The organism is Streptomyces sp. NPDC059582 (assembly GCF_042735715.1).
GTDB lineage: Bacteria > Actinomycetota > Actinomycetes > Streptomycetales > Streptomycetaceae > Streptomyces.
Genome location: NZ_JBHWCC010000004.1, coordinates 240,834 through 253,487, shown reverse-complemented (window position 1 = coordinate 253,487; position 12,654 = coordinate 240,834). Strand labels below are relative to the sequence as shown.

General features: G+C 70.9%; 10 protein-coding genes and 1 tRNA gene. 6 read left to right on the top strand and 5 right to left on the bottom strand.

What is annotated here, in order from left to right; translation table 11 throughout:
• Positions 1 to 26: 26 nt before the first annotated feature.
• From ACFV0T_RS06135 to ACFV0T_RS06125, 3 genes are all read left to right on the top strand, one after another.
• Positions 27 to 806 carry an HAD-IIA family hydrolase gene (locus tag ACFV0T_RS06135; RefSeq protein WP_385774958.1) on the top strand — a complete coding sequence of 260 codons (780 nt, stop codon included), beginning with the start codon at positions 27 to 29 and terminating at the stop codon, positions 804 to 806.
• A 104-nt stretch (positions 807 to 910) separates the two neighbouring features.
• Entirely contained in the window at positions 911 to 1,450 is a 540-nt protein-coding gene (locus ACFV0T_RS06130) for a hypothetical protein (protein ID WP_385774956.1), read from the top strand.
• Between the two features lie 6 nt (positions 1,451 to 1,456).
• Positions 1,457 to 2,125 (top strand): class F sortase, encoded by a 669-nt coding sequence (locus tag ACFV0T_RS06125; RefSeq protein WP_385774954.1) that lies wholly within the window; start codon positions 1,457 to 1,459, stop codon positions 2,123 to 2,125.
• Between the two features lie 303 nt (positions 2,126 to 2,428).
• Here ACFV0T_RS06125 and ACFV0T_RS06120 read toward each other — a convergent pair whose 3' ends face one another.
• Positions 2,429 to 3,166, bottom strand: coding sequence for an ANTAR domain-containing protein (locus ACFV0T_RS06120; RefSeq protein WP_385774952.1), 738 nt, complete (start codon positions 3,164 to 3,166; stop codon positions 2,429 to 2,431).
• A gap of 187 nt (positions 3,167 to 3,353) precedes the next feature.
• On the opposite strand from ACFV0T_RS06120, the gene ACFV0T_RS06115 reads away from it, so the two are divergent.
• Entirely contained in the window at positions 3,354 to 4,388 is a 1,035-nt protein-coding gene (locus ACFV0T_RS06115) for a glycoside hydrolase family 6 protein (protein ID WP_385774949.1), read from the top strand.
• A 267-nt stretch (positions 4,389 to 4,655) separates the two neighbouring features.
• On the opposite strand, the gene ACFV0T_RS06110 is transcribed toward ACFV0T_RS06115, so the two are convergent.
• The 4 genes from ACFV0T_RS06110 to ACFV0T_RS06095 form a co-directional block, all read right to left on the bottom strand.
• Positions 4,656 to 6,593, bottom strand: a complete 1,938-nt coding sequence (locus tag ACFV0T_RS06110; protein WP_385774947.1) for a galactose oxidase-like domain-containing protein — start codon at positions 6,591 to 6,593, stop codon at positions 4,656 to 4,658.
• On the bottom strand, positions 6,590 to 8,572 hold the full coding sequence (locus ACFV0T_RS06105; RefSeq protein ID WP_385774944.1) for a glycosyltransferase family 2 protein: 1,983 nt from the start codon (positions 8,570 to 8,572) through the stop codon (positions 6,590 to 6,592). The genes ACFV0T_RS06110 and ACFV0T_RS06105 overlap by 4 nt, the downstream gene beginning before the upstream one ends.
• Positions 8,573 to 8,878: 306 nt before the next feature.
• Positions 8,879 to 9,592, bottom strand: a complete 714-nt coding sequence (locus ACFV0T_RS06100) for a FadR/GntR family transcriptional regulator (RefSeq protein ID WP_385774941.1) — start codon at positions 9,590 to 9,592, stop codon at positions 8,879 to 8,881.
• 66 nt (positions 9,593 to 9,658) lie between these two features.
• A tRNA-Lys gene (locus tag ACFV0T_RS06095) sits at positions 9,659 to 9,732 on the bottom strand.
• Positions 9,733 to 9,949: 217 nt separating this feature from the next.
• Between ACFV0T_RS06095 and ACFV0T_RS06090 the strand changes: the two genes are divergently transcribed.
• Positions 9,950 to 11,263 carry a peptidoglycan-binding protein gene (locus ACFV0T_RS06090; RefSeq protein WP_385774939.1) on the top strand — a complete coding sequence of 438 codons (1,314 nt, stop codon included), beginning with the start codon at positions 9,950 to 9,952 and terminating at the stop codon, positions 11,261 to 11,263.
• Positions 11,264 to 11,445: 182 nt separating this feature from the next.
• The gene (locus ACFV0T_RS06085) at positions 11,446 to 12,576 is read left to right on the top strand and encodes an SPFH domain-containing protein (RefSeq protein WP_385774937.1); all 1,131 of its coding nucleotides are present in this window, start codon (positions 11,446 to 11,448) and stop codon (positions 12,574 to 12,576) included.
• The last annotated feature ends 78 nt before the right edge of the window (positions 12,577 to 12,654 follow it).

The window sequence follows — 12,654 nt, the reverse complement described above, 5'->3', positions numbered from 1 at the left end:
ACCGCGTACGGCAGGAGATCCCGCACATGGCAGACCGCAGGCCCATCGAGTCGTGGCTCACCGACATGGACGGTGTGCTCATCCACGAGGGGGTCCCGATCCCCGGCGCCGACGCCTTCCTCAAGAAACTCCGCGAGTCCGGCAAGCCCTTCCTGGTCCTCACCAACAACTCGATCTACACCCCGCGCGACCTGCACGCCCGGCTGCGGCGCATGGGCCTGGACGTGCCCGTCGAGTCCATCTGGACCTCGGCGCTGGCCACCGCCCAGTTCCTGGACGACCAGCGGCCGGGCGGCACGGCGTACGTCATCGGCGAGGCAGGCCTGACCACCGCGCTGCACGACATCGGTTACATCCTGACCGACCACGAGCCGGACTACGTCGTCCTCGGCGAGACCCGGACGTATTCGTTCGAGGCGATGACGAAGGCCGTGCGGCTGATCCTCGGCGGCGCCCGCTTCATCTGCACCAACCCGGACGAGACCGGCCCGTCCACCGAGGGCCCGCTGCCCGCCACCGGCGCCGTGGCCGCGCTGATCACCAAGGCGACCGGCAAGAACCCGTACTTCGCGGGCAAGCCCAACCCGCTGATGATGCGTACCGGGCTCAACGCGATCGGGGCCCACTCCGAGACCAGCGCGATGATCGGCGACCGCATGGACACCGACGTACTGGCCGGCATGGAGGCCGGCATGCAGACGTTCCTGGTGCTCACCGGCCTGACCCGGCCCGAGCAGGTCGAGGACTTCCCGTACCGGCCGTCCCAGATCGTGGATTCCATCGCGGATCTCGTCGAGCGGATCTGAAACCCCCGGGACCGGCAGGACAACCCGTTCGGAGCAATGCGGCCCCGCAGCGGATGCGGGGCCGCGCCCCCGGGGGGAGCCTCCTGATACCAGGAGGTTTCACGATGGGTTCATGGAAAGTCACTCTCTGCGCCGGATTCGCGGTCGCGGTGACGGCACTGACCTCGGCGGCGTACGCGGCGGACGGAGGGAGCGTCTCCGTGACCCCCTCGTCCGCCGCGCCCGGCGCCGATGTCGCGCTGCGGGTCAGCGGCTGCGAAGGGACGACGGCCACCGCCGTCTCACGGGCGTTCGTCGCGGACGCCCGGCTGGCCGGTGCCGACGGCGCGATGGCCGGAGAGGCCCGGATCCGCACCTCGGCCGGGCCCGGCTCGTACGACGTGCGGATCACCTGTGCCGACTTCCAGGTACAGGGCACGGTCACCGTCTCCGGCGATGGCGCGACGGTACCGTCCGGCGCCGCCTCCCCGATCGCCCCGGTCGCCGCGGGCGGCGGGGGCACCGCGCACTTCGCCTCGGTCGACACCTACACCTACGCGGACGGCCCGGGTACCGCGGACACGGTCACCGGCCTGGTCCTGGCGGGCGTCGCCGCCACCGCCGTGACGCTCCGCAGTGCCCGCCGGAGCCGCCGGACGGGCTGAGCGGCCGTGCCCGACAACGGAGCGCGTTCCTCCGGCGGCGGCCGACTGCTGACCGGGTCGGCCTGGGCGCTGCTGCTGCTCGGACTCTGGCTGTGGGGGCGCGCGGCGACCGACGTACGCCAGGGGACATCCACGCCGGCCACCGGTGACCCGGCGGCCGTCGGCCCGCCGCCCGGTGCCTCGCTGCCGCCCGCGGCCCGGCCACTGCTGCCCGCGCTGCCGCAGCGCATAGACATCCCCGAACTCGGCGTGCGGGCGCCGGTCGTGGCCCGGGGACTGGATCCGCGGGGGGCGATCGAACCGCCGCCCTTCGACCAGGCGGATGCGGTCGGCTGGTACGGGGGCGGGGTGAAGCCGGGGGCGGCCGGAACCGCGCTGATGGTCGGGCACGTCGACACCGAGACCCGGCCCGCCGTCTTCTACAGGCTCAGCACGCTGCGGCCGGGCGAGACGATCGGGGTGGCCCGCGACGACGGCGCGGTCGCCGAGTTCACCGTCGACGACATCCAGGTGGTCGCCCGCGACCACTTCGACGCCCACCAGGCCTACGGCCCCCGCGAGTCCGGGCGGGCCGAACTGCGGCTGATCACCTGCGGCGGCAGCTACGACCGGCTGCGCGGCGGCTACACGGCCAACGTGATCGTCTCGGCGTACCTGTCGGGGACCGCCGGGTGAGCGGCGGGGCGCGACCGTCCGTCGGGACCGGCACGGCGGACCGTGGGGTCACCTGGCCCGGTCGGCGGCCCGCTCCCCCTTGGGACCGCCGACCGGGCCGGTCCTCGACCGCGTGCGCACGGGCTGCGGGAGTAACCCGGCGACCGACGCGGGAGGCTGCGCGAGCCCCGGTGAGCGCGAGGCCGACCGGGGCTCGGGCCGTCCGAGAAGACTGTAGAACGGATGTGCTTCCGGGCCTAGAGGGCGTATGACACCAAGTCCCCGACCAGTGACTCTCCGTCATCCCCGCAGGTGGCCCACGCACTACGGCGGGTCGCGCAACTCGCTGTCGTCCAGGCGCCCTTCGGTGACCGCCCGCGCCACGTCGTCCAGCGGCAGCCGGCGCCGGCGCGCGTACCGCCGCAACGCCGCGAACACGGTGTCGGCGGAGGTTCCCCAGCGCTCGGCGAGCATGCCCTTGGCCCGCTCGATCAGGCCCCGGCCGGACAGGGCCGCCTGCAACTGCGAGGAGAGAGCCCGGTATTGCGCGTACGTGCGCTGGTTCTGCACGCCGACGGCGGCCGCGTCGGCTAGGCACTGGGCGACCGGGAGGTGCTTGTCGCCGTCCGCCGCCACGGAGCCGAACACGTTGAGCGCGCCGAGCGGTGTGCCGCGGCGGCGCAGCGGGACCGCGAAGGTCACGGCGATGTCGTGGTCGAGTGCGGCGGCCGTGAAGTCCGGCCAGCGCGCGTCCGCGTGGGCGGCCCGGACGGAGAGGGGCGCGACCGGCCGCCCGGTGCCGTAGCTCTCCAGACAGGGGCCACCGCCGTGCTGGGCCCGCAGCAGATCGACAGCCACCTCCTGGCGGCGGCTGCTGCCGGCCAGCGACACCGCCCCGCCACCGTCGATCAGCATGATCCCGGCGGCCCGCGCCTCCAGCAGCTCCGCGCAGTGGTCGCAGACCCGTTGGAGATAGTGCGCGGTGTCGAAGCCGTCGGTGAGCGTGTCCGCCGCCTCCACCAGCGCCGCCGCCAGCCGGAGTTCCCTGGTGGTGTCACGCATGGCGGCGCACTCCCTCCCGCTGGGCCGGCCTCCTCGCCGAGGCCCCCGATGGCGCGCGCCTACCCAGCTGCGGCGCCCTGTAACAGCTGTCGGACAAGCCCGCGCGATCTCGTGGGCGTACGGAGACGTATGTCAGGATTGAGACCGGGAAAAACCGCGCAGAACAGTGCACCCGAGGGGGAGTTGGATGTACGGCACGAGGGGGGCGCGGTCTCCGGTACGGGGTGGGATCCTCGCGGTGGCGCTGGGGGCGGCGCTGACCATCGCGGGATGCTCCTCCGGAGGCGGGGACGACGGCGGACCCGGCGGTGGCACGAGCGCCGGAGTCACTCAACGGCCCGAGCGGACCGACCCGTTCTGGGTGAACCCGGACGGCAACGCGGCACAGCAGCTCGCGGCCTACGCGAAAGCCGGGAAGGACGACGAGGCCGAGCAGATCCGCAAGATAGCCGAGCAGCCGACCGGCGAGTGGATCGGCCCGGAGAGTCCGGAGCGGGAGGCCCGCGGTTTCACCGAGGCCGCCGACCGGGCGGGCCGCACGGCACTCCTGGTCCTCTACAACATCCCGCACCGCGACTGCGGGCAGTACTCGCAGGGCGGCGCCGCCGACGGCGACGCCTACCGGAACTGGATCGACGGCGTGGCCAGGGGGATCGGGGACCGTCCCGCCACGGTGGTCCTGGAGCCGGACGCCCTCCTGCACCTGGTGGACGGCTGCACCCCGGAGGAGTTCCACGAGGAGCGCTACGACCTCCTGAAGGGCGCGGTCGGCGCTCTCACGTCCCTGAAGAACACCAAGGTCTATCTCGACGCGGGCAACGCCGGCTGGGGCCACCCGGACCAGGTGGTCGAGCCGTTGCGGTCGGCGGGCGTCGACGGGGCCGACGGCTTCGCGGTCAACGTCTCCAACTTCTACTCCACCCAGGAGTCCCTCGACTACGGCAAGGAGCTGTCGGCGAAGGTCGGCGACAAGCACTTCGTCATCGACACCAGCCGTAACGGCAACGGGCCGTACACGGGCGGCGATCCGGACGAGCGCTGGTGCAACCCGCCGGGCCGGGCCCTGGGCGAACCCCCGACGACCAGCACGGCGGACCCGCTGGTCGACGCCTACCTCTGGGTCAAACGACCGGGAGAGTCGGACGGCGAGTGCAAGGGCGGCCCGAAGGCAGGCCAGTGGTGGCCGGACTACGCCCTGAACCTGGCGAAAGCCTCCAAGTAACCCCACCCCGCGCCCCCTCAGGGGCGCGGGGACCCACGATCCAGGCCCCGCCCTGTTCAGGCGCGCGGACCACCCGCGTAGCCCCGCCCTGTCAGGCGCGCGGACGACCACACGCCAAGCCACGACCTATCAGGGGCGTGGGGAACTGCGCGCCAGGCCACGACGCTCCCGCATCCGACGACGCTCCCGCATCCGACAGAGCTCCGTCCCGACAACACCCGCCCCCGAGAACGCCCCCGCATCGGACAACGCCCCGCCGGCGCAGCCCTAACGCACCTTGACCCACTGCGCCTCGCTCGGCGTTCCCTGATCGTCGTCCACGAACAGCATGTACCACCCCGACTGGACGAGGTTCACGTTCTTCGGCACGGTCACCGTGATCTTGTCGCCGGACGTCCTGAAGTCCAGCGCGATCGACCGCTGGTCGACGTCCGTGACATGCGTCGAGGCGCTCGGCCGGATCAGCCGCACCTTCCTGATCGACGTGGCGTGCTGCGAGGTGAACGTGCCCGTGTCGCCGCGCGAGACGGTCTGCGGGCCCCCGGACAGCGACGGCCGCGAGTCCCGGTAGAGGTACGGCGGTGTGTAGATCTCGATGCGCTGCTCGAACGTGCCCGGCTTGGTGTTGGCCCTGTCGCCGTACAGCGAGTCCGAGCCGAAGAACATCACCCGCCCGTCGGGCAGCAGGATCGACCCCGAGTGGTAGTTGCGGCCCACCAGCGGGTCGGCGACCCGGGTGAAGGTGTTGCTGTCCGGGTGGTAGATCCGCGCCTGGAGGATGTCGGAGTCACCGCGGCCCCGGTAGTCCTCCGAGCCGCCCGACACCAGCACGGTGTCGTCGGGCAGGATGGAGGACTGCGCGTACCGGGTGCCCTTCTCCAGCGTCGGCCCGTCCACGAACGCGGGAGCCGCGTCCTTCAGGTCGATCAGCCGCGTCCTGTTGCTGGACAGCTTGGACTCACCGACCCCCCCGCCGCCGATCACCATGTACGTCTCGTTCTGCGCGGGCGGCAGCAGCACCGTGCCGGACGTCTCCATCCGGTCGGCGTCGCTCAGCCCGGGCAGCTTGACGAACGCGTTGGTGGCGACGTCCCAGATGCCCGGCTCACGGCCCACGTTGTCCGGTCCGTAGCCCGCGTTGGACCCCGAGTAGAAGATCTTGCCGTTCTGCATCAGGAACAGCGCCGGATACGTGGGGAACTGGCGGATCGTCGAGAGGTAGCTCCACTTCTTGGTCTTCGGGTCGAAGGTCTCGTTCTTGCCCGGGACCAGCTGACCGATGTCGTCGAGGCCGGAGACGCTGAGGATCCTGCCGTCGCTCAGGGTGGTGAGCGTCGGGTACCAGCGGGCCTCGTTCATCGGGTCGACCTTGACGTACCTCTCGGCGACCGGGTCGAACTCGTAGGCGTCCCTGATCCCCTGGAAGTCCTTCTTGTCGAGGGCGAGCTTCTGCGCGATGCCGTAGGTGTTGCGCGCGTCGGCCCCTGTCAGACCCGCGATGCCGTAGTTGTCCTGGGTGCCGGTCTGGTACCGGGCGCCGCTCTTCTGCGCCTCCACGTAGATCCGGCCCAGACCGGGGTCGTTGCGCAGGAACTTGCCGGTCTTCGGGTCGAAGACCTTCTTGGCGCGCGGCACGAGCACCGGGTCCTTGGAGACGAAGGTCCTGCCGTTCTCCTTGCCGGTGAACTTCGTGCCCGCGGGCAGCGTGATCGGCTGGTCGGGGTTCTCGTTGTGGACGATCATCAGGCCGCCGGCCTTGGTGACGTCACCCTTCAGCTTCTCGTAGCGCTTGGTGCCGCCCGCGATGAGGATGTTGCCGTCGGCGAGCTGGGTGTGGCCCGTGCAGAACAGGTCGCTCGGGGTGGGCACCTTCTTGATGGTGCCCTTGACCGGGTCCCAGATCCGGCTGTCGAACTTCTTGGCGTCGAAGTTGTCCTGGTTGTTGCCCGATCCCGCCACGAGCAGGACCTTGCCTGTGTGCAGGAGGACCGCGTGGATGGTGTCCTGGCGGTACTCCTCGGGGAACTCCACGATCTGCCAGCGGCCGTTGTCGGCCTTGTACTCCGGTCTGTTGATCGCGTACTCGTGATATTTCTCGGTTCCGACGCGGTACACCCAGGGGCCGTTCATCCCGGCCAGGGCGAGGACCACCGCCGCACCTATCGCGAGTCGACGGGCGCGTCGGCGGCCGGCTCCCTCGTTCATTCCTTACGTCCCCCCAGTCCACCCAGGGCGATCTGCATGGTCTGGTCGCCGCTCGCGTTCGAGGCGGCCCAGGTCGGCCTGGGCGCCGGGCCGTGTGCCGCGTACGGCGTGGGCACCGGCGCGGCGGCCGGAGCCGGAGCCGGCGTCGGCGCCGGGACCGCGTCCTGCGGCTCCGGGGCGGCCTCGGCGGTCCGCTTCCGCGCCTGCCGGAGCGTGTACCGCCAGGCGAAGATCGGCGACGCGGTGATCAGCAGGGCGAACGAGGCCCAGACGAGCATCGCGGGGTGGGAGTGCCCCTGGAGGAAGCCGGCGGCGATCGACCCGGCGAAGACCAGGATGAAGAACAGGTGGATGCGGAACGTGCCGAACAGGGTGTCCGGGCTGGCCGAGTCGCCCTTGGGCGTCACCACGAACCTGCTGCGGCGGCGCAGCACCGTGTCCATCAGCGAGCGGGCGTAGACCGGCGCGGACAGCGCCGACATCACCATGCCGGCGACCCCGCCCGAACCCTCCGGTTCGTGCGGGGAGACGTTGTGCCTCCGGTTCCAGATGTACAGGCCGATCTGGAGTGCGGAGGCGTTGCCGTAGAGCATCAGCCACACGGTCGGGTCGATGTTCACGCCCGAGGCGCCCAGGCCCAGGAACAGCGCGCAGCTCAGGGCCGCGAGGATCCAGTTGAGGGCCGACATCGGGTAGAAGATGATCATCATCGTGTAGTTGAAGAGCTTGCCAGGCGGCAGCGAGAAGAAGCCCTTCCAGTACTGCTTGAGGATCGTCTCGTAGGTGCCCCGGGACCAGCGCAGCTGCTGGGTGAAGAAGTCCGTCCAGGCGTTCGGCCCCTCGCCGACCGCGAGCACGTCGGGCGTGTAGACCGACCGCCACTTGTGGCCGGTGGCCGGGTTGCGGTGCCGGTGGATCTCGAAGCCGGTCGCCATGTCCTCGGTGATCGAGTCGTACAGACCGCCGATCTGCTTCAGCGCCTTGATGCGTACGGCGTTGGAGGTGCCGACGAACATCGGCGCGCCGTAGAAGTTGCCGGCGCGCTGGATCAGCGCGTGGAAGAGGAACTGCTGGGACTCGGCGGCCTTGGTGACGAACGTGTCGTAGTTGCCGTACACCTGCGGGCCGATGACGAAGCCGACGTCCGGGTCGCGGAAGAAGCCGAGCATCCGCTCCAGGTAGTTCGGCAGCGGCACGTGGTCGGTGTCGACGGAGGCGAAGTACTCGTACGCGTCGCCGTGCGCCTCCAGCCAGGCGTTGTAGTTGCCGTGCTTGGTCTTGGCCCGGTGCGCGCCCTTGGGCCGGTTCCACTTCTCGACGCCCTTGCGGGAGAAGTGGTGCACCCCGAGCCGGGCGCAGACCTCCTTGACCTCGGGGTCGTCGCCCTCGTCGAGGAGCCAGACATGCAGCAGACCCCGGTGGCGCAGCCGAACGGCGGCCTCCAGGGTCCTGGTCACCATCTCCAGCGGCTCCTTGCCGGGCACGAAGGAGGTCAGGAAGGCGACTCTGGTGCCGGTCTCGGGCACGACCGGGATCGGGTCGCGGGCGACCAGCGTGGCGTGCGCGTTCGACAGTACGTTCATGCAGCGGAAGAACTCGATCAGACCGATCGAGACGAGCATGACGATGTCGAGCGCGGGCAGCCAGGAGAAGGCGGGGTAGTCGCGCGAGGTCCAGTGCTCCGGCCGCAGCAGCCAGGCCAGCAGGATCAGCGACAGCAGTGGGGCCGCGCCCAGCATGAGGGCAGCCCGGATCCGGTGCGGCTCCTGCGAGAGCAGCGAGCGGTACTGCACCTTGTACGGCTGGTTCGGGTCGGGCTGTGTGAGGGGTCCCGCCAGTCGGCTGTAGTGCTCGTAGTCGTATCTCGGAAGCGTTTTCTTCATCCGGCGGAACTGGCCGGTCGAGTGCGAAGGTGTCCGGAGCTGGGTGGTTTGTGACGGGTCGAAGTTGTGCCGGGCGCCCATCGGCGTCGACGTCATGAGTCATCCCCCCACACGCGGATGACCGCGTGTCTGTCGGTTCCTTGCACCTGCTCCGACCCCCCTCGGCCTGCACAGGTGCTTCAGTGGCGGGGCACAGCTACCGCACAACTCATGAACAGGGAACTGCGCCCTTCCGGTCGCAGGGTGCCCCCCTCGGCACGCCTCCAGGAACGGGGTCCCTCTCCCCGCATCGGCCGCAACCGGCTTCTTGCCCCCCAAGTGCCGCCAATCGACAGCATCTTGAGAAACAGGGTTCTACGGTGTTCGGCATGATCGCAAGATGCGAAACGCGGTGTTTACCGGTCATACGCGTTCATTGTGGCGCCTGTGGGGGAGTTGTGGATCAGTTGTGGACAGTCGGGCGCGAATATTGCCGAAGTGATCCCTTATGGACTCCTCCGCTCGAACCGCGTCGCCGGAACGCACCGCCCGCACGATGTCCCGGTGCTGACGGCAGGTGACCAGCGGATCCTGCGGAACGTCCGCCAGATCGGTGCGGACGCGGTGGAAGGCGTCCCAGAAGGCCTCCAGCACCTCGCGCAACAGCACGTTTCCCAGGCCCCGGTAGAGGGTGGCGTGAAAGGCCCGGTCGGTCTCGGCGAGGCCGGCCCCCCGCTCGGCCTCCTCTTCCATACGGTCGACGAGCGCGTCCAGTTCGGCGAGGTCGGCCTCGGGGATCCGGCCCGCGAGCCGGGAGACCAGTCCCGTCTCCACCGCCTCGCGCAGCTCCAGCAGCTGAAGCAGGCTGTCCTCGCCCCGGTAGTGTCCGGCGACCGTGCGGAAGGCGAGGCCTTCGATCATCGGCGCGAGGGACATGGGTCCGACATACGTGCCGAAGCCGTGCCGGATCTCGACGATGCCCATCGCCTGGAGCGCCTTCAGCGCCTCGCGCACCGAGTTCCGGCTCGCGCCGAGGAACTCCATCAGCTCGGGCTCGGTCGGCAGTGGGGCCCCGGAGGGCAGCCGACCGTCGATGATGAGCTTCTTGATCCGCTCTTGGAGGTCTCGGGCTGCCATGGCCAGAGGGTATCCGGCCAAACAGCGAAAAAGCCCCTCGCTGCTGCGAGGGGCTTCCTCCGTCTGTGCGCCGCCAGGGACTCGAACCCCGGACCCGCTGATTAAGAGTCAGCTGCTCTAACCAACTGAGCTAGCGGCGCGTGCTGACGTCGTTAACTCTACATGACCTGCGGAGGTGCTCCGGACCGCCTCGCGACCACCTCACGGCCGCCTGGTGGCCGCTTTCCGCCCTTCCGCTCCCGTCGCCCGGCCGCCGTACATCATTCGGACCGTCAACATGCGCACCCGGAAGACAGTTGGGAAACTGACGAGGTGATCACGCGCGGGCATTTCCATCTGGAGTGTGAGGGGAATCGCATGGAGACTCCGGTATTCGAGGAATTCGATCCCGCGAGCGACTGCGACTGCCCGGGCTGCGTCCACTGGCGCCGTGTCCTGCCGCGTTCCGCCAACCGCACCATCGGCCACCCGGCCGCCCACCGCGCCCTGGTCGTGGCCGCCGCCGCGTCCGCCGCGCTCGGGGCGGCGGCCACGACACCCGCGCTCGCCGCCCCGCCCGCACCCGGCCGCCCGGGCGTTCCCGCAGGTGACGAGCCCGACACCCCTCAGGGCGGCAAGGCCCCGCTGCACGGCCCGGGCGGCCGGCCGGCCAAGCCCGCGGCCTCGGTCAAGGCCCCCGCGACCACCCGCACGGAGATCATCAACCGGGCGAAGAAATGGATCGACGCGGGAGTGCCGTACAGCATGGAGGCCTACTGGTCCGACGGATACCGGCAGGACTGCTCGGGCTTCGTCTCCATGGCCTGGAAGCTGGCGGGGAACGAATGGACGGGCAGCCTCAACCAGTACGGGGAACGAATCGCCAAGGAGGAGATGCAGCCCGGAGACATTCTGCTGTTCCACAATCCGGCGGACCCGCAGAAAGGCTCGCACGTCGTCCTCTTCGGCGGCTGGACGGACTACACGCACACCTACTACAGCGCCTATGAACAGACGCCCCCGCACGCCCGCCGCCAGTCCACCCCCTACGCCTACTGGAGCCACTCGGAGAAGTACCTCGCCTACCGGTACAAGGGGCTGGCGGCGGACACGGCGGGCCCGCAGCCGGCCACGGGTGGCGCAAAACCGGTCGGGACCGCGACCCCGTACCCGGGAGCGGCGTACTTCGGGCCCGGCGCGGACAACAAGTACGTCACCCTGTTGGGCCAGATGCTGGTGAGCCGGGGCGCCGGCGCCTACTACACCTCCGGTCCCGGCCCCCGTTGGTCCGACGCGGACCGCAAGGCCACCGAGGCGTTCCAGCGGGCCCAGGGCTGGACCGGCGCGGCGGCGGACGGACTGCCGGGCCCGCGCACCTGGGAACTGCTGGCCACCGGCGCCGGCCGGGACATCGGGGTCAAGGCGGCGGGCCCGACCGCGCCGCCCGCCCAGCCCCCGGCCTACCCCGGTCGGGCCATGTTCCGGCCCGGCGCGGACAACTCGTACGTCACCCTGCTCGGCCGGCAGCTGGTGAAGAAAGGGTTCGGCACCTCCTACCCGACCGGGCCGGGGCCGCGCTGGGGCGAGGCGGCCCGGCGCGCCGTCGAGGCGTTCCAGCGCTCCCAGGGCTGGCGGGGCGGCGCCGCCGACGGCTACCCGGGGCCGGAGACCTGGCGTCGGCTCTTCTCGTAGACCGCCGGCGGACCGGCATCCACGCGCAGATCGGCATCCGTCGGTCCGGCATCGACTCGCAGGACGGCAACCGTCGGACCGGTGTCCACTCGCGGACCGGCATCCGTCGGACCGACATCCACTCGCAGACCCACTACTCGCCCACTGTTGTGACGCATCTGGCGCGGAGGCTGGAGGCACGCATGAGCAGTACGACCACGTCACAGACGCCCGAGTCCGAAGGGCCGGGGCCGGCCGAGGGACAGACCCGGCCGGTCCGGCTCATCCAGAACGAGGTGACCACCGAGATCCCTGTCCATCTGTTGTTCCGCGACGAACCCGACCCGGTGTCCGTGCCGCTCGGACCCGCGGTCGTGGGGCGTCGGCAGGGCACCGGTGAGCAGCCGCGGTTCCGGCGTCCGGGGCCGGTGAAGGCGCGCCCGGTGCCCCAGGTCGACCCCGATCTGGTGGAGCGGCCCGGCCGGGTGCTGCCCGGCGCGGTGGGCGTGCTCGCCGGGGCCTGCGGGATGGCCGGGTGCGCGGCCACCTCCTGGTGGGCGGGTCTGCTGCCACCGCTGGCGGCGGAGGCGCTGCGGCTGCCGGCGTCGGCCGGGGCCGGGCTCGGCCCGGCGCAGTGGGCGGCGTACGCCGGGGCCGGGGCGCTCGGGCTGTTCGGGTTCGGCGGCCTGGCCCGGGGCCGGACCGGGCGGGCCTGGGTGCTCGACCTGTTCGGCCGCTACCGGGGCACGGTCCGGCGTACCGGACTGCTGTGGGTCAACCCGCTGCTGCTGCGCCGCCGGGTCGACGTGCGGCTGCGGCACTGGCGCAGCGAGCCGATGCAGGCCGCCGACGGCAACGGGGTCGCGCTGCGGGTGGTGGTGCTGGTGGTGTGGCGGGTGCGGGACACCGCGCGGGCCACGCTCGCGGTCGAGGACCACGAGACCTATCTGCGCGAGTGCGTGGAGGCGGCGCTGGCCCGGGTGGCGGTGGAGCTGCCGGGCGCGGCGCGGGGCTCGATGGACGCGGCCACCGACGCGCTGACCCGTCGGGTGGCGCAGGACGCGGGGCCGGTCGGTCTGGAGGTGTTCTCGGTCCAGCCGGTGCGGGTGGAGTACGCGCCGGAGGTCGCCGCCGCGATGCACCGCCGCCGGATCGCCGCCCTGGACGCCCAGCACCGGGCGAGTGTGCTCACCTCGGTCGTCGACTCGGTGGAGGACACGGTGACCCGGCTGACCATGCGCGGACTGGTCGAACTGGACGACTACGAACGCAAGGCGTTGGTGAAGGACCTGACGGTGGCGTTCTGCGCGGGCAGAGGGGAAGCGGCCCCGTGATTGGTATGGACATGTTCAAGAGGCAGCAATAATCTGAGACTTGGTCTAGACCTGCACGGCTCAGTGAACTTCCCCCAC